Below are 23,992 nucleotides of genomic sequence, written 5' to 3'. Positions count from 1 at the left end.
ATCACGTTTGCTTGATTATTTATACCTGAAACAGATATCTTGTAGGGGCGTACAGCTGTACGCCCCTACAGTTAATCCATGTGTCGCAAAGATTATTTCAAATATCATGTCCTTTGGTTATTACTTGCGATATGTCCGCAGCGATCGCAACGAAGTGAAGCAATTACAAAATTTCCGCGATCGCTTCCCTACTCTGTATTCCTCGCAACCTGAAACGTTTAAGAGCGCAGTTGAGCTACCATCAAAGCAGGATTCCAATATGCGCGAGTCGTTTGAATCTTGTTAGCTTCGTTAATCTCGAAAATAGTGATTCCCTCGAAGGTTACTGATTTGCCACTCTTGCTGAGTCCGTGCATTGTCCACTTGACTGCTGCTTCATTACCAGCAACGAAGGTATGCTCAGTTATTGGTTCCAGTTTTTCAAAGACTGCTTGCAATTGCCCGATAAACTGACGGAATCCTTCATGAATTTTTGTTGGTGGTTCACCAACCGGATCATAACTAACAGCATCTTCAGCAAAATTCTCTACCCAGCCTTCTGGATTCATGGCTGCAATGTTGGCAAAGTAGGCGGCGACTATTGTTTCAATAGCTTCTGGATGGTTGGTCAAAATAATTCGTAATTGATAATTCTTAATTCGTAATTATACCCCATACCTCAAGGTAGTTGCTCTGAACAATGAATAACTTTTGTATTTTACATTAATAAATTAAGTTGCACTACATCCTCAATTTATTAAATATTAATTCATGATTATTAAATTATTAATTACGAATTACGAATTACGAATTAGTAATTATTTGGTCACAGGCTTTTTTGCTCACTAACTATGCATGGTCTAGGATTATACAGCCAATCATCAAACTCTGATTGGCTCACCTGTGCCAAACTTAACGATTCGTGCAGAAAGACTTCATTTTTAATATCTAAAGCGCGGTTGCCTTCTATGGCACTGCGAGCTTGAATTACTTGGGTACGTTGTATGCGTTGATTGTCGTAGTTAGTAAGGGCGTCTTCCAGGCTAGAGCTATGGGCTAGGTACTGGGAGAGTTCCCAGGCATCCTCCAAGGCTGTATTGGCTCCCTGTCCGATCGCTGGTATCATTGGATGAGCAGCATCACCTAAAAGCGTTACCCTCCCTTGACTCCATTTTTGCAAAGGTGGTCTGTCACATATCAGTCGTTCTACAATTTCTTCGGCATCCGTTGCTTCAATAATTGCCTGTACTGGTTCTGCAAAGTCTGCAAACAGTTGTTCAACTCTTGACTTCACCTCAGCAGCATTTGAGGAGAGAGTTTTCTCAGGTGATACCACTCCAGCACTCCAAAATATGTCTCCTTGACTCTGGTCAATAACTAAGAAATATTTGCCTGTAAATGTGCTAATTAATGTTGTTTCGTCAGCAGCTAATAGTTCATGGCTGAATTTGATTGCAGCACGCCAAGACAGGCGTCCAGCATAACGAGGCTCACCCTCACCAGTTAGTTGCTGTCTGACCTGGGAATTTAACCCATCAGCCCCGATGAGTAAGTCTGCTTCTACTGTCTTGCCATCTGCAAAATATACTTTGATTTTGCTGTCACTTTGCTCAAAGCTGGTGTAGTAATGATTGAGGTGGATAACATCGCTTGGCAATCTTGAGGCAAGAATTTCTTGCAAGCGTGACCATCCAATTTGTAACAATGGTTGACCGTATTTATCCGTAAAAGTGATGGAATTTTCTCCAATCATTTCTCCGGTAGTTTTCTTCAAGTTGATTTTGCGGATCTGGCTACCCGAACGTTTCAAAGCGTCAGTTATACCTGGGGCGATCGCTTCTAAACTATTCAAGCCGTTGGGATGTAGTGACAACCCAGCCCCCACTGGTCGCAAAGCATGGGCTTTTTCATAAACTTGGGCATCAATACCATGTTTTCGCAAAGCGATCGCCGCTGCTAACCCGCCAGGCCCAGCACCAACAATAGCAACTTTCTTGACAACGGGAGTAAATTGACTTTGATAGTTTTCAAGCATAAATTATCAAGTTCAAAGTTAGTTTATAATTTTTGATACCAAATTTAGATAACTCCTCCCCACTTCCTATTTATTCTCAAATTGCCGATGAAATACTTCATAAACCAATAGTTCAAAATTACCCAAAACGTTATATTTTGCTGTTAGTCGCTTAAAAATAGTTGGAGATACAAATCTTCCGGCTACAATTTTAAATGCCTGACCAGTTTCTAATCTTTCAGGAGTATTTACAACCACACCATCAGGTAAGAAAACAGTTTTATTTATACCTTTTGTCGGGTCTAAGATGAGTTCTGGAATAGGTTCAGTATCGGAGACTCTTAAATCAGGAGTCATGTACTGTTTTTTCCCTATCCACTGACCATCTATTTCTTTCACCTCAGAACTAGGAGGTTCTAAAGTAAAGCTACCTAAATGTTCACGAATGTGAGTAATCCTTTCTATATCGTGATTTTCTGCATAAATAATCCCAACACTAGTTCGCCAATCATTGTGTCGGAAAAATAACTCTAGTGCGAATTTTTTTTCTGCTTCCAAGGTTTTACTTAACCAAACAGTTGCACCTTGACCAAAAGATAACGTCCTCATAGAAGGGACGGCTGTATGAACTAAACCATCAGGCTGGTTACAAGTTTGCTTTTCCAGTTGCCAGCTTTTTTCTGCTGTACTTCCATCAGAGTAAGTGTAATTATTTGTGTGATAAATCAATGTTTTATCTTCATTAGCATGAAAACTTCTCACACATTGAAAGGTATTGATAACTTCTTGAGTTGGGGAATATTGAGTCCAAGTTCCATGCCAAGCAGTTTCTTCAAGAGTGTGATTACCAAATAAATTTGTCCAGTTTTGCTCTTGTAGATTCATAATATTCAATTCTTAAATTCGATAGTTTGCTTGAATTAGATAAAATTAGTGGCGTGTGTAGGAACGCTCAAACTGAATTTTGAGTTTCTGGGCACCAAATGCCAAACCAACAGACGCAATAGCAGCTAAAATTATGCCTATTTTCAACTGTGGATTATCTATTAATATGCCTAAAGATGCTAGGGCGATCGCTACTCCTATAAAGATTTGTTTGAACTGATTTGTCACCTGATAAGCTCGGTTGCAAGAATGACAAATTTGTGTATGTTGTAAGAATCGGTCTAGGGATGTCGAATTTTGATTAGATTCGCTCGTGTCTATATTTTTGGCAGAAGTATAACCTTGATAAAAAGGCAAAAATTTACCATATTTATCTAACCATTTGCGGTATTCAAGTACCAAAGTATCAGACGTTTTCAGCGGTAAATAGACTTCTTTTAAACTTGTTCCCAAACGTTCAATTTGTGCCTTTTGTTCCACAACAAGTTGCAAATCTCCTTCCAAGACTTGGTTTCGCGTCATGATGTGATCTACCCAACTAGGCAAATATTTGAGTTTCCAATTGAAAAAATTACCATAATTTCTGACGAGAATTCGGCATCTATTCTTACCGAGAGGGATAGAATACAAACCTGTTCCACCTTGCCAACCTCGTTGTACAAAGTTAATTTTATAAGCAATTAAGTTGGGAGCAATGAAATCTAAATCATTCCAAGGCTGATTAGGTGTTCGTAATCTCCTATACCGTCCCCGAATACCTGCAATTGAGCTTTCGATGACTTCCATTTCCAGCGGTTGGGCGTCGTTTCGATTGCCCATAATGCCATCATGGCTAATGGGAATGTGTGCAGGGTCGATCACATTTTCTATGAAATAGCTTTGGTCATAAGGTAGATCACGCATGTAATCTGTGCTGAAAAATCCTGGTGTTTCTAAATCCGTTAAAGTAGGAATTAATTCAACAGCAGCAGTGTCATTTTCTCCCGCCCAAACCCAAACGATACCTTGGTGTTCTACAACTTTAAAAGACGATACACAAGCATTGACAGGAATTTTGGCATCAGCAGGTAACTGAGGAATGTGCAGACATTGGCCATCTGTACCGAACTGCCAACCGTGGTACAAGCACTCAATTTGACCATCAATTAGTTGTCCATCGGAGAGTCTAGCAGCACGATGAGGACAACGATCTGTTAGACAAATAAGTTTTCCTTCTTGATTTTTGAATAATACAAAAGGTTCTTCATACAAAGAAAAAGTGTAAGGTCGGTCTTTTGGCAAGTCTTGGATAAAACACACAGGATACCAACATTGTCGCCAGTTAAATTCTTGCTTTGCTTCAGATGTTTCAAAAGTAGAAGTTGATAGCCTGTTGATTTCTAATGTCATAATTGAATTTGAGTTTTTATCTAGAAAAATTAAAAAATTTACTTATTAAGATGATACACAACTAATAAATAGATAATATTATTACCTATTCCCCATTCCCAATTCCCAATTCCCCATTCCCAATTCCCAATTCCCAATTCCCAATTTCCAATTCCCAATTCCCAATTTCCAATTCCCCATTCCCAATTCCCCATTATCCAGTGTAGCGATCGCATCAGTTACTAATTTTCAATCAAAACGGTCACAGCAGCGATCGCTATCAACATTTCGTCATTTTTGTCGTTCAGAGATTCAATAGCTCGCCCTTGCACCACCATTCCCCCAAATTCTACGGTGAGAGTTTTTTTGCCAAAAGGTAGTACAGCTAGTACTTCCTCTTCTCTAACTTGTTCTGGATAAGGTACTGCTACTTGGACTTGGACAATCATCTCATTGGGGTCACTCAAACCAGCGATTTCCCAAACACCAGGTAAAGCATTGTGAGCGATAGCATTACGTACAGCTCTTGCTGCTGCTACCGTTGGTTCTTGTCCATGTTGATCTATTCCCATCCCCATTTCAATAATTAAGCGTTTGCGCTCCACTGCTACCTCCCGGAAATCTTTCTTTTTCACTTTATCTTTCAATACAGCAACAGCATACTCTCTTTAAGAAGGATTATTAACTCTTTGGGTAGATTCTGAAAACAAGGGATACGGAATCTATGAGGTGTAGAGTAGCCAATATATTTTTCTTGGTGTCTTAGTGACGCCAGTTGCTTCAAGTCTGGCGACCGAACGCACTGGCTCGACTTAGTGGTTAAAAAATTGACTTGTGAACCACTAAGACACAAAGACACAAAGGTGAAAAGCCCAAAATTCGGTAAATTTTTTGAATATGATTACTTTGCGCTTGTGTAGCATTAGATATTGCCTTTCTCATGCCTTATAAATTGTCTTATGGTGTTATATCTTTGGGGTGAACACCAGTAATTTCTAAATAACGGGCAAAATCACTATCATTAAACGTCAGGATATGGGTTAACCCATGCACTAACATTGCTGCAACCAACCTTGTATCATGTACCTTGACCCCTGACACCCTATAATCCACAACTAAACGCCGCCATTGCGTATGAACGGCGGCACTATCAGGCAAAAAATTGAAGTAACGTTTTATCACTTGCGCTCTCTGGTCTGTCTCCTCAATTGATAAGCCAAAACCGCTTCGTGCCGTTGTAGGTCGCGTACATACGTTCCAAAATTCTCCCAGAATTTGTGATGTGTAACAGATTTCTTCTCCCCTTTGCAGTAAAGAATAGATGGCATCACGAACCAAAATATGATTTGGATCTGAAGGAGAAACGAACCGTAATAGGATGTTTGTATCTGCCATGAACAGCATCAGTCATGATTCCCATAAATGCTTTCACGGGTAAATGCTTCTGGCGGTAAAACTGGTATTTTTTCCGCACCTTGAGCTAATAATTTCATATCGGCTGACCATTGTTGTGGGTCAAAAGTACGCTTTGTACCCAGATCGGCACTTTGTTGTTTCTGTCCGTGTGATGTGCCGAATATATCCCTTTCAATCAAATCACGGATATATGCTGCTCTGTCGCCTCCAAAGTGCCTCACTCGCTCATCAATCAGCCAAAGGAGAGGTTCACTGATTCCAGTCACTTCAATTTTGTTATTGTCCATGTTGTTTTTCACTTCCATACTTAAATTATGGATCTATGCCAAAAGCAAAAAAATTGTTCTAATACACTTAAGGACAAAATTACTAACTTAAATGTATTAATCAATAAAAACCTTTATGCTAAATTATCCAGAAATACTAGCATCTATGAAGCAATTATCTTTATCCATTGTGATCAGAATACAATGTCCAAAAAATAGATTTCCATCGTTATAGTAGAACTCCACTTCACCATCTGGAGAAAAGACTAATCCTTCAAGTATGATTCGGTTTTTGAACTCTTCAGATGTTAAAAATGTCTCGTCTTCATATAGCCATGTTTTATTCTTAAGTTCTAACAACTTTTTTACAGCATATTCTTCTGCATTTTTAGCATAATTTTTCAGATGTCTTACAACACTACTAGCTCTAGTCAATATTGATTCGATTTTATCGTTATCTTCTATTGAAAGGCTGATTGAAAGTTGTGTTTCATAAAAAACAACTTGACTTTCATACCAATCAAATTTGGTGTCATACCGTAGCTCTCCTAAAATTTCGTGCTTGATATTGGGTAAATTCATGTATTAAGCAATAATAAAATATACTAATAAAATAATAAGGCAGTAATTGGAGAGGGAAAAAGTATGAATGAGAGCAGAGAATGTGAGGGTAAACTTCTATCATGAATATCCAGCGCCGCCAATTTCTCGCAACCTGTGGACTAGCTACTTTATCCACTCAGATTCCAATACTGGCTGCTCAAGGCAAGTTGTCTTTGAATACCATTATAAAACCGCCGCGTTTGCAAGTTGGTGATACTGTAGGATTAATTGCTCCTGCGGGTATTGTTGAACCCAAAGATATCGAAGTAGTTAAGCAATATTTGACAGAGTTAGGATTAAAAGTCAAGCTTGGGGCGCATATTTTAGACCGTTATGGTTATTTAGCGGGTAAAGATGCCGATCGCGCTCTTGATATAAATACCATGTTTGGCGATCGCTCGGTGAAAGCAATTATTACTATGCGTGGTGGTTGGGGCTGTAATCGAATTTTACCGCTACTCGATTATCCTCTCATTCGCTCCCATCCAAAAATTTTAATGGGATATAGCGATATTACTTCTCTATTATTAGCAATTAATGCCCGCAGTCGGATTATCACTTTTCACGGCCCCGTCGCCATATCTACTTGGAGTCCATTTGTATTGGATTACCTCAAGCGCATCTTATTTAATAAAGAAGCGATGACAATGGAAAATATTAAGACTGGTGAAGTGCGAGTAGAAGCGATCGCACCGGGAAAGGCAAAAGGTAAACTTGTGGGTGGTAACTTATCGGTACTATCAGCAATGGTAGGTTCACCTTACTTACCTTCCTGGTACCAAAGTATTTTATTTGTAGAAGATACTAATGAAGATGTTTATCGAGTAGATAGGATGCTGACTCAGTTAAAAAATACTGGCATACTTAATCAAATTGCCGGTTTTATTTTTGGGCAATGCACTGATTGTAGCCTTGGTGATGAACCATCATTTACCTTAATGCAAGTATTGCAAGACCACATTCTACCTTTGGGTATTCCCGCTTGGTACGGTTCCATGATAGGTCATCTAAAAGATAAATTTATCTTGCCAATTGGTCTAGAAGTGGAAATAGATGCCGAAGCTGGGACAATTAAGTTGTTAGAAGCCGCTGTGAGTTGAAATAAACACTCACTAATTTACCTTCCCCTTCACCTTCTCCTTAAATTCAGTGCTTATACCGAGTTATAACTACTGAGATGAGGAGTAGAAATATATGCAATCTTATAATTTTAACGCAGATGTTAATTAAAATAGGCGGTATGGTGGGAGCGATCGCTATTTTGTTGAGCAGTAATGTAGCGATCGCCCAAGACACAGACAGATACATCACAGTAGGGCATGATAAGTTAGGAAACAGTATAGCTTTAGACAAGGAAACTATTACCGGCACCACATACAAGCTTTATGGCATGTATAAAGATGGCATATTCGAGACGACATTCCATGCTTTGTGCAAAGAATCGCGGCTATTTCTCAATCACATAGCTATTTACGGGTCAGAGGGACAGCTACTTCAAGAAGATAATAAAAAAGGAGAAATACCTTTTGTCGCCACTTCTTCACCAGGTAAAGCAATGCAAATTGTTTGTCAACAAATTGGTGCGCCTAGTAGGTAGATGCTATATAGCAGTCGAAGCATAGTTTAGGTAAGTCGGCACTAAATACAGCAGTTTGCAAGTAAATGAAGTACACAACGCAGAATTCATTCATCAGATGGAAAGCTTCTAACTCCTGCCTCCTGCCTCAAAGCCTGTAATTTTTGTACCTCATACCAATGAAAAATGCTGTATTTAACCCACATTCTGCACCCAGAACCTGAATTCTGGCTTCTGAATTCTTCTTCAAAACAGGACTTCCGCACGGACTACGATTTTACGTCCGCAGCGAGCGTACTCCTTCAAAGAACCCGCTTTCAATGTGAAGTAATCGCAAAAGCTTAGTTTTTCGTCACGAGTGCGTAATTCCTACAAAATCTCTGTTTACGGACATATGTCAGAACACGAATTTGTTAGTTAATTTAAAGCTGGAAACTAAAATAGGTCAGAAAAGATGAATAAGACGCTTCTATCAATTTTAATGTTTGCATTTTTACTGTTGTTTATTGTCTCTCCCTTTGCTGCCCTTTCTGGTTTAATGCTTGTTTCAGTAATTGCAGGGTTTTTATTTGTATTAAGTAATTTGCTTCAAGTGGTTATTCATCATAATACGGATTCCAATGCACCATAAAATCTATTGAACTTTCAAGTATTAATACGTAAGAATTGTGAAAAATCCTTACCTCTCACTCTGTCTTTGCACCACTTTAGCAGGAACTTTTGACTGATTACATATCATCAATGGTTGAGCCGATCGCAACACCGCATCTAATAACCCTGGAAACAGTGCCTCTAAATCTTCACGCCGCAACTGATTAATGTGTTGTGTCCCTTCTTTATGAGTCAAGACTACCCCCGACTCCCGTAAAATCTTGAAATGATTGGACATGGTAGACTTGGCGATCGCAAAATCAAACTCAGCACAGCATTGCTCACCCTTAGTCGCCAGCAAGCGCACTATCTCTAGCCTGACTGGATCGCCTAACGCATATAGCACTCCCGGTAAAGAAATGTTTTTTCGGTCTGGATGATATAAGAATCTCATATTTGCATTATCTCTTAAAATCGACTATATTTTAATTATTCGATATTACCGAACAATAGAATTAAATCAAAAAGGCAATTATGTCATCCGTTACAAATGTCACAGAAGCCACATTTAAACCAGAAGTCCTAGAAAGTGAAATTCCAGTATTAGTAGACTTTTGGGCACCTTGGTGTGGCCCTTGTCGGATGGTGGCTCCGGTTGTAGATGAAGTTGCTGCTGAATACGAAGGACAGGTGAAAGTGGTGAAGCTGAACACAGATCAAAACCCCACAATTGCCAGCCATTATGGAATTCGCAGCATTCCCACGCTGATGATCTTTAAAGGAGGGAGACAAGTCGATACAGTCGTGGGTGCAGTACCGAAAACCACCTTGACTAAGACTCTAGCACAGCATATTCAAGAAAGTTAGTAGAAGGCGGGGGAGATGGGGGGATGAGGGAGATGAGGGAGAATACCCCATTCCCAATTCCCAATTCCCAATTCCCAATTCCATATACTCTATTTAAAAATGTAACCATGAGTACTGATATCAACTTATTTTCTCCCTATCAACTGGGGAACCTGGAACTACCCAACCGTATAGTAATGGCCCCCTTAACCCGAAACAGGGCAGGGCAGGGAAATGTGCCACACCAACTGAATGCCACCTACTATGCTCAACGGGCTTCCGCTGGACTAATCATTTCTGAAGCAACTCAGGTTGCTCCTACTGGACAGGGATATCCTCATACACCAGGAATTCATTCACAAGAACAGGTAGCAGGTTGGAAGTTGGTGACTGATGCCGTGCATCAACAGGGAGGGCGAATCTTTCTACAACTATGGCATGTAGGCAGAATTTCTCACCCGGATTTGCAACCTGATGGAGAATTACCTGTAGCACCTTCTGCCATTACTCCCAAAGGTGAGGCTTTAACCTATGAAGGGCCAAAACCCTTTGTGACTCCCCGTGCATTAGAAACTTCGGAAATACCAGGAATTGTAGAACAGTACCGTCAAGGCGCAGCCAATGCCCTAGCGGCTGGCTTTGACGGTGTGGAAATTCACAGTGCCAATGGTTATTTACTTGACCAATTTCTCCGGGATGGCACTAATCAACGCACAGATAAGTATGGAGGCAGTATTGAGAATCGTGCCCGACTGCTATTAGAGGTGACAGAGGCAGTAACTAGTGTGTGGGGTGCTAAACAAGTGGGAGTACGCCTTTCTCCTAGTGGGACGTTTAACGACATACGTGACTCCAACCCATTAGAAACCTTTGGTTATGTAGCCCAAGCACTGAACCAGTTTGATTTAGCCTACCTACATATTTTTGAGGCTATAGACGCAGACATCAGACATGGTACAACAGTCGTGCCAACCAGTCATTTGCGCGATCGCTATACAGGTACAATTATAGTCAATGGCGGCTATACCCGTGAAAAGGCTAATACTGTACTAGCAAACAACGCAGCAGATTTAGTTGCCTTTGGTACTCTATTTATATCCAATCCTGATTTACCCCAGCGCTTAGCTATCAATGCACCCCTAAATCAGCCAGACCAATCAACTTTTTATGGTGGTGGGGAAAAAGGATATACAGACTATCCATTTTGGTCAACTGCTAGCCAAAAAGTAGGGATTTCCTAATACCAATTTTGGATTTTGGGTTGCACCAAAAAAGTGCTGTCAGCGTAAATTGGATTTTGGCTTTACAATCTTTAGTGAAAGGCTGTTTGAGGAATTTCAAGCAATACTAAGCTGTTCTACATAAAGATTGCATATCTATTTGTGTTGACTGATGATTGTCATCGGTAATCGGTCAAAGACCTTCTTTTTTCAAAGACGCTACCTGAACACGAATAATTATGCAATGAATATGTGTTTTAGCTGAATTGTCCCAGTTTGATAGAATTCCTGGCTCGTCAAATTAAAATTAAATTAGGAGAATCTCATGAGTGCTATCACCCAAACTCAACCTTTAGATGTACCCAGTGCGATCGCTCAGCGACGTTCCATCAAAACTTTTAAAACAGACCCCATCGCTCCAGAACTCCTGAAGCAATTGGTAGAGTTGACCGTGGCTGCACCTAGCAGTTTTAACATCCAAGACTGGCAAATCATCCTCGTTCAAGATGAAGCCCAAAAAGCAGCACTGTCAGCAGCATCTTTTAATCAACAGCAAATTGTCCAAGCACCAGTTACATTTGTCTTCGCCGCCGATCCCACAGTAGGCGAAAAAGACTTAACCCCAATTCTAGAGCAAGGATTTCAGACAGGGGCATGGAATGAAGGCACTGTAAATTACTTTAAAACTGCCGTTCCCCAATTTCAATCAACCCTAGGAGATAAACGACGGGAATATGCCATCAAAGATGCGATCATTGCAGCCACCCATTTAGTATTAGCAGCAGAAAGTTTAGGATTGTCTACTTGCTTCATGAACGGTTGGATAGAGGAAAAAGTTAAAGAAGTGATTGGTGCAGCAGATAATCCAGATTTAGCGATCGCCGTTCTGGTTCCCGTTGGCTATGCAGCAGAACCCCGCTTGAATCCTGGTCGCTTACCATTTTCCTACAACGTCTCTGTTGACAGAATCGGTAATCCATATCAGGGTTAGTTCTGAGTTGAGGGGATAGGGAGATGGGTAATGGGTAATGGGTAATGGGTGATGGGTAGTGGGTGAGATGTGATGACTAATAGTAGAATCCAATTCTCTTTTTCCCAATTACCAATTACCAATTACCAATTACCAATTACCAATTACCAATTCCCCATTGCCCCTTATCCCCAGAAGGGGCCCCGAGTTCCCCATTCCCTATGTAGGAATTAAATCCATGCCAACAACAGCTTTAATTGTCGGAGCAGGTAGTGGACTTAGTGCTTCTTTAGCTCGCTTGTTTGTGAAAGAGGGAATTAGTGTAGCTTTAGCAGCTCGCCAAATTGAAAAACTCACTCAACTCAGTAGTGAAATTGGAGCGGTCAGTTTTGCAGCTGATGTCTCAAAACCAGACCAAGTACAGCAGTTATTTAATGATGTTGACAATAAACTGGGTTCAGTGAATATTGTCGTTTACAATCCCAGCTATCGAGTGCGGGGGCACCTTGTGGATTTAGACCCAATCGAGGTAGCAAAAACTCTAAGTATAACTGCTTACGGTGGCTTTTTGGTTGCTCAAGCTGCTGCAAAAAGGATGTTGCAGCAGGGGAATGGTGCTATCTTTTTTACCGGAGCCTCAGCCAGTGTGAAAGGTTATCCTCAGTCTGCACCCTTTGCTATGGGTAAGTTTGCACTGCGTGGTTTGGCTCAAAGTATTGCCCGTGAACTAGCACCAAAGAATATTCATGTAGCGCATTTCGTAATTGATGGTGCTATCCGCTCAGCATTACGACCAGATCCAGCAGACAAACCTGATAGTACTCTTGATCCGGATGCGATCGCTCAAACTTACCTGAGCATACTACGCCAACCCCGTAGTGCTTGGACATGGGAAGTTGAATTACGGCCTTGGGTTGAGCATTTCTAGGCAGGGGAGTAGGGGAGATGAGGGGCTATAAATAGCGATCGCACTTTTGCTCCCGTATCTACCTAAATTTTATCAATAGTTCGGAAACCTTTAGCGATCGCCTGAACTTATATTACCGCCTTAACCGTGTTTCCACTGCATTAAACACTGTAGGAAAAATAAACTATGATTGACCTTTACTATTGGACAACTCCAAACGGTCATAAAATCACCATATTCCTAGAAGAAGTCGGCTTACCTTACAAAATTATTCCTGTAAATATTGGCGCTGGAGAGCAGTTTCAGCCGGAATTTCTCCAGATTTCTCCTAATAATCGCATCCCGGCAATTGTTGACCATGAACCAGCTACTGGTGGTACGCCAATTTCTGTTTTTGAGTCTGGTGCAATTTTATTATATTTGGCAGAAAAAACCGGAAAATTGATACCGGAAGATTTGCGCTTACGCGTTGAAGTTCTTCAGTGGTTATTCTGGCAAATGGCAGGTTTGGGGCCAATGGCAGGACAAAACCACCACTTTAGCAACTATGCACCCGAAAAAATTGACTATGCGATTAACCGCTATGTGAATGAAACAGGACGCTTATACGCGGTGCTAGATAAGCGACTAGCAGATAGAGAGTTTGTCGCTGGTGATTATTCCATTGCGGACATTGCTGCTTATCCCTGGATTGTCCCCTATGAACGCCAAAGCCAAAAGCTAGAGGATTTTCCCAACCTGAAGCGCTGGTTTGAGACAATTAAAGCGCGTCCAGCAACAATTCGCGCCTACGAGAAGGCAGAGGCATTCAAAAATCAGACGCTAGATATCGAAAAGTCGCGGGAGTTATTATTTAACCAATCTGCAAAAACGATTCAGCGTTGACTGAAAACGGGGTATGGGGTATTGGGTGTGGGGTGTAGGGGAAGAGATTAAAACTCTCACATCCGCGCATGGTATAGAGCAAACGAATGTAGGTTGTGGAGAAAAAGAAATAATTTGTTTCGAGGAGAGTGTCTCAAGAAACAAAGCGTCCCTGAAACGAAACCTGTAAAAGAGCAAGCATGGGGTTAACCACACCCCACACCTTAACCCCTACACCCTTTTCATCTTTCAACATTAGATGCTATCTGTGATGTACCCGTTGATAGTTGCCATAAAATCGTTGAAGTGTGAAAAAATGTAAAGACTTCAACAACAGGAGAACTTGGTGGGTAAGTTCACAACGGTTCAACCTGGCAAAACGCCTGCTTCATTAGGACTTTTAGGCGCTGCTGCCTTTATGGTAATTGCTGATGCACGGGTAATTGACCCACTGCTGTACATCATTGCTAAAGAGTTCCACGTCAGTGTTGGCAGTGCTGCGGTGATTATCTCAGCCTATACAATTCCCTATGGACTGTTTCAACTAGTGTACGGCCCACTAGGCGATCGCATCGGCAAACTGAAGGTAATTACAGCAGCACTAGCAGCATTTGCTATAGGTACAGCGATTTGTGCTTTTGTCTCAAATATCCTTTTACTAACCTTACTACGCTTTTTGACAGGAGTTGCTGCTGCTGGTATAATACCAGTCACCCTAGCTTATATTGGTGATAACTTTCCTTACGAAGAACGTCAAGCGGCGATTGGAAAGTATTTAAGTGCCTTGATGCTTGGTCAAATCCTTGGCGGCAGTTTGGGAGGCATTTTTGGGGAATATATTAGTTGGCGCGACATCTTTTTAGTATTTGGGATAACTTCCTTAGCCGTTGCTGGCTTGTTGTGGCGCTTAACGCGCCATCACAGAGATGGAAATCGTCAAAGAGGTCGGCTGAGTTGGCAAATGTTTCAGCCTTACTACCAACTCATCACCCAGCCTACTGCTCGTATCGTAATTTTAGGGGTATTTATTGAAGGCTTTTGTGCTTTTGGAGGATATGCTTACGTCGGTGCATTTCTTCGAGACCAATATAGCCTACCCTATTTAGCGATCGGCTTTATGCTTAGTGGTTTTGGATTTGGTGGACTAATTTACACTTACTCCGTGAAATGGTTGGTGCGGAGGCTGGGTGAGATTGGTTTGATTGGGGTTGGAGGGTGGTTGTTGTGTTTTGGTTTTTTAGCGATCGCATTATTTCAGAACTGGGTATTATTTATTCCCTTGACCATTTTAATGGGATTGAGCTTTTATATGATTCATAGTACCCTCCAGACCCAAGCCACCGAGTTAGCACCTGAGGCTAGAGGTGTTGCAGTCTCGCTATTTGCCTTCAGCTTTTTTATGGGCCAGGGAATTGGCGCTGCGGTCTTCGGTCTAATTGTGGATAATTACGGCTATGCTCCTTGTTTTATTTTGACAGGAGTAGCGATCGCTTTGCTCTCCACCTGGCTTGTCAAAACCAAAAGAAACCACAGTGAAAGCTAGCTGTTAAGTTATTTACCCGTGCCCAATTTTCAATTCCCAACCCCAAAAGGGTTTATTGGAATCTGTCTATTGACCGATAATCACGAATATAAATGTTGAGAATTTTGGCATAGATTTTACCCATTTTTTACTAGTCATAATTATTCTCTCTGGTTTGGATACTTCTGTCTTCAGTAAGGTTAAACACCGAAGATACGTTTGTTACGTTTGTTATTGAAATTCAATTAATAGCAACAAACCTTTTTATGACTTATACCCAAACCAACGATCCAACTATTCGCGAATGTGTCCAAGCTTGGCAACAATTGGATGTAGACCAACAGCTGGCTTTGTTCTGGTTTATTTACGAAGAAATGGGGGAATCCATTACACCAGCAGCCCCAGGTGCTAGCACTGTTTCACCAGATATTGCAGAAGGTTTGTTCAATCAAGTTCAAGAACTATCTCACGAACAACAATTACAAGTTCAGCGTGACTTAATTAATAAAGTTGATTCTCAAATTAGCCGTGAATATGGCTCTTTGAGTGATACCACCAAGTTACTATTTTGGTATCGTTTAGCTCAAGGTATGGATAGCGGTAGTGTTATTCCTGTGCCTGATGATTATCAGCTTTCAAAACAAGCTGACACCTTGTTAGAGAAAATCAAGCAATTACCTTTTGAGAAACAAATGAATCTTTTCCGAGATTATGTTTCACCATTAGGCGCTCAACCAAAAGCGGGTGCAGAAATCTAAAGTTTCGTACTTTGCTAATCAACTCAGGACTTACGCAGGGACTAAGATTTTACGTCATTACGAACTGAGGGTTGTAATTGCAAAAGCTTAGTTTATCGGGAGTTCGATGACCTCTCCCTCTGCTAAAAGGCGCTATCGTCTACACATAAGTGATTTAATCACCTAAAATCTCCTTTTGTAGGGTGCGTTATGGACTCTTGTCCTAACGCACCGTCAGAGATTTGTGGTGCGTTATGCTTGCGCGATAACGCACCTACCAGACTCTAAATTATTGCAATTATGGCGATGGCTAGGTTGGGCTACGCCAACGCAATTGTTATTTTGGCGAACGCATTTGTTATTTTGGCGAACGCATTTGTTATTTCGGCGTGTCCATAACGCACCCTCAGCCATCTTCAAAAACATATTTCTCAGCTACTTTCCAATAACGCGAGAACCGTTTCAGGTCAATATAGCCGTCGTAGTCAAAAAATGGTTCTACTTCCAGCACTTCCACTGCTAAAGAAGACTCAATCTGATTGCAGATATCATCAAATCGGGGACTGGGACTATCTGCTGTGACAACTAAGTTAGCATTATGCTCTTTGGCAAAGGCTAAAATTTCCTGAGCGACATCTCCACGCCGGATCTCAACAGGTAACTCTAGCAAGCATTCATAGATAAAAGTGAGGCGTTTGAGACCCAGTTGCCATTCTTCTATTAAAGCATCGTCCCAAACCCAGATAGCTGGTGTGTTTGGATATGCTTGCAGTGCGGGGTTATATGGACTTAAACAGTCTCCATGTACCCAAATGATTGGTTTAGTCATTTGTCAGTTGTTAGTTGTTAGTTGTCAGTTGTCAGTTGTCAGTGGTCAGTTGTCAGTTGTCAGTGGTCAGTTGTTCCTTATCTCCCCTGCTCCCCTGCTCCCCTGCTCCCCATCTCCCCTGCTCCCCTGCTCCCCATCTCCCTATCTCCCCTTCCCTCTCTTGCCACGTTGCCAGCTTTGGCTGTTAGATTGTTTGGTAAATTCTCCTTTGGGAAAAAGTTGCTGTTCTATTTGTTCATAGCTGCCTTCAAAGTCACAATGTCCGTAAAGTGGGCATTTTTGACAATAAACTCCTTTGGTATAGCGTTCTAAGTTTTCACGGTTGAAAAAGTAGGGTTTGTGGCTAAAAGTGCTGGCTACCCACTGCCATGACATATTATTACTAGCAGGATCGCCATCTAGCAAATGTTCGAGAAACCATTTAGCCCCTGCTTGCCAACGAATCCGTCGCCAATGCACTATGTAAGCAGCTAACCACATACGGGCGTGGTTGTGTAGGTAGCCAGTTTCTTGCAATTCACGGCTAAGGCTGTCAATGCAAACTCGCTCTGTACTGCCTTGTTTGATATCCTCTGGTAAATCGGGTGCGTAGTCTTTTTGGGTGTAACCTGTTTTGTATTCTTCTTGGTTTTCCCAGATACCGTTACCCAGTTTGACATAAAGCCGTTGCCAATAGTCACGCCAGCCTAATTCATTAATTAGTTTCGTGGCGTCGTCTGGGTGCTTTACGTTGTCAAGCACATGATCCCGAATTTCTCGCAAACTTAAAACCCCGTAGCGAATATAAGGCGAAAGTCGCGTGACTGCACCTGTTAAAAAGTTGCGGGTTTTGGCGTAAGTTGCAGGGTCTACTTTTTGCAATGCTTTCTTAGCAGCTTTGCGTCCCCCCACGATATCACTGATGTGGCGATCGCGTTCTGCCGCTTTGGGGAATTGTTCCTGGAGATAAGCTATCAATTCATCACGGTTAGAGAATTTTTTTAACATAAAGCGGTAAAAATAACAAGAATCTTGAGTGATATAATTGGCGATCGCTAACTAGCTAACTATATTTAAGCTTATGCTGAAAGTGACTGCATAGGTATTTGTGGTACTAACATGACAATTGGGATTTGGATATTGGGCGACCAACTGTGGCCAGAACAAGCAGCTTTGCAAAGTTGTACTCATCAGGATAATCTGCCTGTAATTTTGATTGAGTCGCTACATCATGTTCAAGTAAGACCTTACCATCAACAAAAGCTAATTTTGGTTTGGTCAGCAATGCGACATTTTGCACAGGAGTTGCAGCAACTAAAATATTCAGTCACCTACAAAATAGCTGAAGATTTTGAAACACCACTAACTGAATGGATCAAGGCAAATGGAATTACTCAGTTGCGGGTGATGATGCCAAATGACCGACCATTTAGCAAGATGATTCAAAATTTAGAACTCCCTTGTCAAATAACTCTGATTCCTAATAACCAGTTTTTGTGGAGTACAGAAGAATTCAATAATTGGGCTTCATCTCGTAAGCGTCTACTGATGGAAGATTTTTATAGAGAAGGAAGGCGGCGTTTTCAAATTTTGATGGATAAAGATAAACCAGTAGCAGGACAGTGGAATTTAGATAAAGAAAACCGTCAACCGCCCAAAGGTAAGTTAAATACACCTGGGGCGAAATGGTTTGAGCCAGATGAGATTACACTTGATGTCATAGCTAAAGTGAATTCTCTATGTTTGACTACTTATGGAGAAGTAGAAACATTTCGGTGGGGGGTAAATCGCCAACAAGCACTCTTAGTATTAGACTGGTTTATTCAACATCGTTTAACAGATTTTGGCCCCTATCAAGATGCAATGGTAACAGGAGAAGAAACCATGTGGCACGCACTGCTTTCTCCTTACTTGAATATTGGGTTACTCCAACCAATGGATGTAATTCAAGCAGCCCAACAAGCTTACTTTCAATACCAATTGCCTTTAAATAGTGTAGAAGGTTTCATTCGTCAGGTGTTGGGTTGGCGAGAATATATGCATGGTATTTATCATTTTGTAGATGCCGATTACTCAAACAAAAATTGGTTTAACCACACACAACCGCTCCCGGAATTTTTCTGGACTGGTAAAACCAAAATGAATTGTTTACACCAGATATTAACACAAGTGCAACGTACTGGTTACGCTCATCATATTCAGCGGTTAATGGTGTTGAGTAATTTTGCATTAATTGCTGGACTTGAGCCACAAGCAGTGGAAAACTGGTTTCACGCAGCGTTCATTGATGCTTATGACTGGGTAATGCAGACAAATGTGATTGGTATGGGTTTATTTGCTGATGGAGGATTATTGGCATCTAAGCCTTATGCTGCTTCCGCTAACTATATCAATAAAATGAGTGACTATTGCAAAAGTTGTGTTTATAACCACAAAGAACGGACAGGTAAAAATGCTTGTCCGTTCAACTTCTTTTATTGGGATTTTCTTGACCGACACCGTAATAAATTACAGTCTCAAGGACGGATGAGCTTTATCTTGAACAATCTTGATAAAATGTCTCCTGAAGAATTACAGTCTATTCGCCAACTAGCTCAAGATTGGCACGCTCAAGAAATATCCTCGCCAACGGTGGATCAACCGTAAGGCTGTAGTTATAACGTGCGATCGCTAATAAAATTCTGTTTCCGTCTTCACTGAAGTTTTGGATACAAAAAGTTATATTCTAACACCCAAAGTAAATACCAAAATGTGCTAAATTATTGACTTATTTATATTAAAATATCAAATGAACGTTGAAGGTATTCGCCTGAAAAATATCAAACTGCAACAAAATAATATATTGCAGAAAGTTTTTAATTTAGCTTCTGAAGCTAATTATGAATCAACTCAAATACAACAATTAAATCAAAATTTAATTATAACAGCAACAACAATTGAAAAAATATGTTATAACCAACAAGCAACCCCAGCAAGTCTGACTCCTCCATCCCGTAGAATCTACTCATGGATCAAGTTTTTGACAAATGAACATTATTTGGAACTTCACCTAAGAGCTAGTAGCTATGTGTTGTCAACTGCCAAAGAAATCCTGAATCAACGTGGTCAAAAGTCGCTCCAACTAATGATAGGCATAACTAATTTAGCTGGGCTATATCAGGGAAAAAGAAATAATAGCACAGCTAATATCATGATTAGTGAAGGGTTTATCAATGCACCAAAAGTAGTATTGCAAGCATTAGTGGAGTCTGCTCTTTTTGGCAAGAATCAACAGAATACGCAACTAATCAGATCATTTGTCAATACAGAAGGATACACTAATGTAGTGTCAGAGCTTGATTTGATTATCGAAGTAGTGGCAGAAAACCCACAAGGAAAGTTTTATAACCTAGATGAGTTATTTAATAAAATTAACCATGAATATTTCGCGGCAAGTCTTGCCAAACCGCGTCTAGCATGGAGCCGAATTAACACTTACCGTAAATTTGGACACTATGAGACAGCTAGAGATAGGGTAGTGATGAGTTTAACCCTTGATAATCCTAAAGTACCTGAATTTGTAGTTAAGTTTGTGTTGTATCACGAATTGTTGCATAAGTATTACGGCACGAAGTTAGTTCACGGCAAAAAAATGGTTCATACAAAAGAGTTCCGTGCCAGTGAAAGCCAGTTCAAATCGTATGACGAAGCATCAAGATGGTTGACAAAATTGGCATCTAGTCGCTTTTTATAAGTAATTAAGCGAACTTGATATTACTCGATTATATGGCGATCGCTTTCACGGTTGCAAAATGCGTTAACAGCTTCGGCAAATTGATGATTTTGCTCCATCAACGCCATGTGTCCACCTGGTTTGATAGTAACTTTTTGAGCATGAGGTAATTCTGCTACCATGCGATCGCTTGCAACAGGTTTAGTGGCTATATCTGAAGCACCAGAGACAACCAAAACAGGAACGTTAATTTTTGCTAATGTCTGTGTTTCATCGAACTTGAACATTGCCAGGGTACCACGAGCCAAAACACCAGGCGAACCCAACGCTGATAACAAACTTGCAAAATTGAGTTGACCGCGTGTTTCAGTACCAGTGAAACCAGACAATTCTACACTGATATACAGTAAACCATTGAAATAGGAAAGCCAAGTCATCAACCACAAAATGGGTGATAGCAAGATAGTGAGGTATAACAAAGGTTCGAGCAGGGGTTTTTGCAATTTGCGTACCCAACTACTAAATATACAAGTTTTGACTGGATTAGTGTAAGTAGTATCCACTAAGATTAAACTTGCCACCCGTCGCCGCAACTGCTCTGGAAACAGTCGACAAAATGTCAGGTTAATCATTCCACCCATACTGTGCCCTAGCAGAATAACAGGTTTATCTCCAGCAATGCTAATAACAGCTTCTAAATCGCGAGCATATTTTTCCAAAGAGTAATCGTTATTTTTTGGTCTAGAGGATTTTCCCAACCCTGGTAGATCCCAAACAATCACTCGAAAGCGATCGCTTAGTTGTCGTTTGGCATAGTACCATACTGTACTGTTGGGCCCCCAGCCGTGTGACATGATAATTGGTTGGGCATCTGATGGCCCAAAAAACTCTACTTGCAATACGCTACCATCTGGTTGTGATAAGCGCTTGACAGTTTTACTACGCATGAATTTAGGTTCTTCTACTCCAGGACGACGTAGCAGAGGTAAACTGATAAAGCGACCAGCAAAAGTCCACAAAACCATTACCAGTCCGCCTACTAAATATGCTGTTCCTACCAATTCCCGTTCATACCACTCATAAATAAGATAGATTCCAGTACCAAGTACCCCAACTGACAGTAGTTGAGCCAACCAGACGAGCAGAAAATTATGAGGCATGAACAGCATGAGCCTGAACCTTTTTAACTGCGTTGTTCTTTAGCTTCATACCATACTTGCACTTCTGAATTTTTCAACCTCAAGGATGATTTATACCTATTGTCCTCACTTGGTAATTTGTTAACCTCAGCATGGGAACCACCCTCCATACTCGGCTTGAAAACCATGTGTACGATGGAAGAGATATTGGCGAATTGAGTGTGAGTATACCTTGGAATATACTCATAAATGAATATATTTTATGATTCTCATTTCAGCAATTAGATGCTTGGTAAGTATATTGTTTTAATGTTTTAATAACATTTAGTAACTTACATTTAAATGTAAGCATATTGTCAATCACCCACTTGGTATATTTCGTAAATTGCCAATTTTAACTGACTAGGAAATAAAAGCTATGGAAAGTACACTCTTTGATAAAACCTTTCGTGACAGCGAGGGCAAAATTGTTGTAGCTCAAATGCCAAATCTACCCCTGATTGTTTGGGCAGTAACCACTATACTGACTTTAATTTTTACGACTGGCAAAATTAATACAGTGTTAGAAGTACTGTCAAATGGCTCCCTGTTTACTTGGGCTTGGCTGGAATTATTTGAGGGGGTTAATTATTTTCGCAGAGCGTTAGGTCTTGCCGTATTAATTGCTATTTTGGCATCAAAAATTTTAACTTAAGTGTTCAGCCAAGGGTAGAGAAATAAATCAATTTAACATATCAGAAAACAGGGAGTACGTTTCAAGCCGATTATTGCTCATGTTTGATGATTAGTCCTTGTCCTCAAATATAGCAGTCCTAAATCACTCGTGAAAATTATATCTCTCTTTCTTCTTTCCTTTGCGTCCTTGGCGTCCTTGGCGGTTCGTTTCCTAATCTATATTTTTCACAACTCAAATAGGATTGCTACATATAGCAGTCGAAGCATAGTTTAGGAAACTGCTAATTGCTCAAAGCCGTAAAAAAAAACTTGTTTTCTAACGCTAGGTGCGCGGCTGTCGGGAAACCGCGCTCTTTACACTGGCTTCTCAGCACTTTGCCATACTTCAAATGCTATAACTTTGTTAAACATTAGATTTAACAAAGTCATTAATTTATTATTGGCTGAATTTAGCAATTATTAGGAATGAAAGCACTTTGGAATAATAACTTAATTCTTTTGGAATAAAGCATTTGCATCTTCAGATAGAAAGTTTTGTTTTTCTATCAAGTTATTATCTGTTACATGTGGATGTCTAGTTGCTCTTTGGAAATTGCATGTATTCAACAATTTTCTTGTGTCTAAACATCTGTATTTATAGCTAATAGATATTAGCTGAACCTAAAATATTCAGGTTTTAAACTTATTGAAAAGATGACAATAAGCTTTCAAATCTGCACAGATGGTTAAAGTTTTGTGTAGTAGAGCCAGTATATTTGGCAGATTCTCTGTTTATTATTAGCAAATGCCAAAGCGTCCAAGAGTAAACAAATAAACCATAGGAATTTAGAACATCTAAGGGGCCATAATCATGAGATCTTCTCACTTATCCAAATCTGTTTTCGCGGGTCTGTTCGCTTTAAGTTTTATAGCTGTACCGTTATCTATGTCAGTTTCTGCTCAAAGTGGTGGAACTGGTTCTAGTTCTGGCACCAGCTCCAGCACTGGTACAACAGGTTCTGGCACAACTTCTGGCACTGGCACTACAGGCTCTGGTACTACAACAAATACAGCTCCTGGCACTGGTACTACAGGTACTGGCACTACAGGCTCTGGTACTACAATAAATACGGCTCCTGGCACTGGTACTACAGGTTCTGGCACAACTTCTGGTACTGACGGTACATTTGGTACTGGTACAACAGGTTCTGGTACTACAACAAATACGGCTCCTGGTACTGGTACTACAGGTTCTGGCACAACTTCTGGTACTGACGGTACATTTGGTACTGGTACAACAGGTTCTGGTACTACAACAAATACGGCTCCTGGTACTGGTGCTGACGGTACATTTGGTACTGGTACAACAGGTTCTGGTACTACAACAAATACGGCTCCTGGCACTGGTACTACAGGTACTGGTACTACGACAAATACGGCTCCTGGCACTGGTACTACAGGCAATGAAACAAATACAGATACAACACGCTATCAAACAGATAGTGAGCAGAGGAACGAAGACGGCTCTGATTGGGGTTGGTTAGGTTTACTTGGCTTAGCAGGTTTAGCAGGTTTAGCTCGTAATCGACAACAACCTAAAGTTTATCGCGATCCTGCTGATAGAGTAAATTCTGGTACTAAATATTAATTGGTCGTGGCGTTAGCGTAGCTAAGCTAGCTGTGTCTTCTGCCCTGGGGAGCCACTGCGGTGAAGTAGCGCCCCAGGGCAAACGCCACATCCTCAAGTTGGGGTAAAATTGGCGATCGCAATGTTATCTAGTCCCCAAAAGTCGCAGATTTTGCGTCAATTGTCAATAAACCTTCCTCAGTTAAGGGTTTTCACCTTTGCTATGATTCGTGGCTTTATGCCGTTAGGCGTTGCTCAAATATCGAGGTCAAATTACTGACTACGATC

At 40.8% G+C, this 23,992-nt stretch carries 26 protein-coding genes; 14 read left to right on the top strand and 12 right to left on the bottom strand.

The genetic code is table 11. The features are described 5' to 3' along the window. Positions 1–218 precede the first annotated feature (218 nt). The 8 genes from I8748_RS25400 to I8748_RS25365 form a co-directional block, all read right to left on the bottom strand. The gene (locus I8748_RS25400; protein WP_404800366.1) at positions 219–614 is read right to left on the bottom strand and encodes a nuclear transport factor 2 family protein; all 396 of its coding nucleotides are present in this window, start codon (positions 612–614) and stop codon (positions 219–221) included. 191 nt (positions 615–805) lie between these two features. Continuing rightward, positions 806–2,014 carry an FAD-dependent oxidoreductase gene (locus tag I8748_RS25395; protein WP_198127299.1) on the bottom strand — a complete coding sequence of 403 codons (1,209 nt, stop codon included), beginning with the start codon at positions 2,012–2,014 and terminating at the stop codon, positions 806–808. Positions 2,015–2,080: 66 nt separating this feature from the next. Continuing rightward, entirely contained in the window at positions 2,081–2,878 is a 798-nt protein-coding gene (locus tag I8748_RS25390) for a DUF3598 family protein (RefSeq protein ID WP_214662745.1), read from the bottom strand. A 45-nt stretch (positions 2,879–2,923) separates the two neighbouring features. Then, positions 2,924–4,267, bottom strand: coding sequence for an aromatic ring-hydroxylating dioxygenase subunit alpha (locus tag I8748_RS25385; RefSeq protein WP_198127298.1), 1,344 nt, complete (start codon positions 4,265–4,267; stop codon positions 2,924–2,926). Positions 4,268–4,488: 221 nt separating this feature from the next. After that, positions 4,489–4,851 (bottom strand): Lin0512 family protein, encoded by a 363-nt coding sequence (locus I8748_RS25380; protein WP_198127332.1) that lies wholly within the window; start codon positions 4,849–4,851, stop codon positions 4,489–4,491. A gap of 352 nt (positions 4,852–5,203) precedes the next feature. Then, positions 5,204–5,650, bottom strand: coding sequence for a type II toxin-antitoxin system VapC family toxin (locus I8748_RS25375; RefSeq protein WP_198127297.1), 447 nt, complete (start codon positions 5,648–5,650; stop codon positions 5,204–5,206). Next, positions 5,650–5,949 (bottom strand): hypothetical protein, encoded by a 300-nt coding sequence (locus I8748_RS25370; protein ID WP_198127296.1) that lies wholly within the window; start codon positions 5,947–5,949, stop codon positions 5,650–5,652. Before I8748_RS25370 ends, I8748_RS25375 begins: the two co-directional genes overlap by 1 nt. Positions 5,950–6,072: 123 nt before the next feature. Continuing rightward, positions 6,073–6,510, bottom strand: coding sequence for a DUF2262 domain-containing protein (locus tag I8748_RS25365; protein ID WP_198127295.1), 438 nt, complete (start codon positions 6,508–6,510; stop codon positions 6,073–6,075). Positions 6,511–6,611: 101 nt separating this feature from the next. Here I8748_RS25365 and I8748_RS25360 point away from each other — a divergent pair, with 101 nt between their 5' ends. The 3 genes from I8748_RS25360 to I8748_RS25350 all read left to right on the top strand — a co-directional run bounded on the left by I8748_RS25360 (position 6,612) and on the right by I8748_RS25350 (position 8,738). After that, positions 6,612–7,631, top strand: coding sequence for a S66 peptidase family protein (locus tag I8748_RS25360; RefSeq protein WP_198127294.1), 1,020 nt, complete (start codon positions 6,612–6,614; stop codon positions 7,629–7,631). Positions 7,632–7,750: 119 nt separating this feature from the next. Then, positions 7,751–8,128, top strand: a complete 378-nt coding sequence (locus I8748_RS25355) for a hypothetical protein (RefSeq protein ID WP_198127293.1) — start codon at positions 7,751–7,753, stop codon at positions 8,126–8,128. A gap of 433 nt (positions 8,129–8,561) precedes the next feature. Further along, positions 8,562–8,738 (top strand): hypothetical protein, encoded by a 177-nt coding sequence (locus tag I8748_RS25350; RefSeq protein WP_198127292.1) that lies wholly within the window; start codon positions 8,562–8,564, stop codon positions 8,736–8,738. Positions 8,739–8,786: 48 nt separating this feature from the next. Here the strand turns inward: I8748_RS25350 and I8748_RS25345 are convergent, their stop codons facing one another. Further along, a complete protein-coding gene (locus tag I8748_RS25345; RefSeq protein ID WP_198127291.1) occupies positions 8,787–9,152 on the bottom strand; it encodes an ArsR/SmtB family transcription factor in 366 nt (121 codons plus the stop codon). A gap of 80 nt (positions 9,153–9,232) precedes the next feature. Here I8748_RS25345 and trxA point away from each other — a divergent pair, with 80 nt between their 5' ends. The 7 genes from trxA (at position 9,233) to I8748_RS25310 (ending at position 15,785) form a co-directional block, all read left to right on the top strand. Further along, a complete protein-coding gene (trxA, locus tag I8748_RS25340; protein ID WP_198127290.1) occupies positions 9,233–9,565 on the top strand; it encodes a thioredoxin in 333 nt (110 codons plus the stop codon). Positions 9,566–9,672: 107 nt separating this feature from the next. Next, positions 9,673–10,785, top strand: coding sequence for an alkene reductase (locus I8748_RS25335; protein WP_198127289.1), 1,113 nt, complete (start codon positions 9,673–9,675; stop codon positions 10,783–10,785). Positions 10,786–11,089: 304 nt separating this feature from the next. Then, positions 11,090–11,755, top strand: a complete 666-nt coding sequence (locus tag I8748_RS25330) for a nitroreductase family protein (protein WP_198127288.1) — start codon at positions 11,090–11,092, stop codon at positions 11,753–11,755. A gap of 217 nt (positions 11,756–11,972) precedes the next feature. Continuing rightward, a complete protein-coding gene (locus I8748_RS25325; RefSeq protein ID WP_198127287.1) occupies positions 11,973–12,662 on the top strand; it encodes an SDR family NAD(P)-dependent oxidoreductase in 690 nt (229 codons plus the stop codon). A 165-nt stretch (positions 12,663–12,827) separates the two neighbouring features. Beyond that, on the top strand, positions 12,828–13,526 hold the full coding sequence (locus I8748_RS25320) for a glutathione binding-like protein (protein WP_198127286.1): 699 nt from the start codon (positions 12,828–12,830) through the stop codon (positions 13,524–13,526). 325 nt (positions 13,527–13,851) lie between these two features. Then, entirely contained in the window at positions 13,852–15,048 is a 1,197-nt protein-coding gene (locus I8748_RS25315) for an MFS transporter (RefSeq protein ID WP_198127285.1), read from the top strand. A 245-nt stretch (positions 15,049–15,293) separates the two neighbouring features. Further along, the gene (locus tag I8748_RS25310; RefSeq protein WP_198127284.1) at positions 15,294–15,785 is read left to right on the top strand and encodes an orange carotenoid protein N-terminal domain-containing protein; all 492 of its coding nucleotides are present in this window, start codon (positions 15,294–15,296) and stop codon (positions 15,783–15,785) included. 385 nt (positions 15,786–16,170) lie between these two features. Here the strand turns inward: I8748_RS25310 and I8748_RS25305 are convergent, their stop codons facing one another. Together I8748_RS25305 and I8748_RS25300 are read right to left on the bottom strand one after the other, a co-directional pair. Next, positions 16,171–16,593, bottom strand: coding sequence for a hypothetical protein (locus tag I8748_RS25305; RefSeq protein ID WP_198127283.1), 423 nt, complete (start codon positions 16,591–16,593; stop codon positions 16,171–16,173). Positions 16,594–16,734: 141 nt separating this feature from the next. Then, positions 16,735–17,580 carry an FAD-binding domain-containing protein gene (locus I8748_RS25300; RefSeq protein WP_198127282.1) on the bottom strand — a complete coding sequence of 282 codons (846 nt, stop codon included), beginning with the start codon at positions 17,578–17,580 and terminating at the stop codon, positions 16,735–16,737. Between the two features lie 111 nt (positions 17,581–17,691). Between I8748_RS25300 and I8748_RS25295 the strand changes: the two genes are divergently transcribed. Beyond that, a complete protein-coding gene (locus tag I8748_RS25295) occupies positions 17,692–19,218 on the top strand; it encodes a cryptochrome/photolyase family protein (RefSeq protein WP_198127281.1) in 1,527 nt (508 codons plus the stop codon). Positions 19,219–19,360: 142 nt separating this feature from the next. Then, positions 19,361–20,305, top strand: a complete 945-nt coding sequence (locus I8748_RS25290) for a M48 family peptidase (protein WP_198127280.1) — start codon at positions 19,361–19,363, stop codon at positions 20,303–20,305. 20 nt (positions 20,306–20,325) lie between these two features. On the opposite strand, the gene I8748_RS25285 is transcribed toward I8748_RS25290, so the two are convergent. Then, positions 20,326–21,453 (bottom strand): alpha/beta fold hydrolase, encoded by a 1,128-nt coding sequence (locus tag I8748_RS25285; RefSeq protein ID WP_198127279.1) that lies wholly within the window; start codon positions 21,451–21,453, stop codon positions 20,326–20,328. Positions 21,454–21,841: 388 nt separating this feature from the next. On the opposite strand from I8748_RS25285, the gene I8748_RS25280 reads away from it, so the two are divergent. Beyond that, positions 21,842–22,117, top strand: a complete 276-nt coding sequence (locus tag I8748_RS25280; protein WP_198127278.1) for a hypothetical protein — start codon at positions 21,842–21,844, stop codon at positions 22,115–22,117. An 831-nt stretch (positions 22,118–22,948) separates the two neighbouring features. Then, positions 22,949–23,725: a WGxxGxxG-CTERM domain-containing protein gene (locus I8748_RS25275; protein WP_198127277.1), complete on the top strand. Its 777-nt coding sequence runs from the start codon at positions 22,949–22,951 to the stop codon at positions 23,723–23,725. Positions 23,726–23,992: the final 267 nt, after the last annotated feature.

Source organism: Amazonocrinis nigriterrae CENA67, from assembly GCF_016056305.1.
GTDB classification, from domain to species: domain Bacteria; phylum Cyanobacteriota; class Cyanobacteriia; order Cyanobacteriales; family Nostocaceae; genus Amazonocrinis; species Amazonocrinis nigriterrae.
The sequence above is the reverse complement of the archived record's forward strand: the minus strand, read 5'-3'. Positions and strand labels throughout refer to the sequence as shown.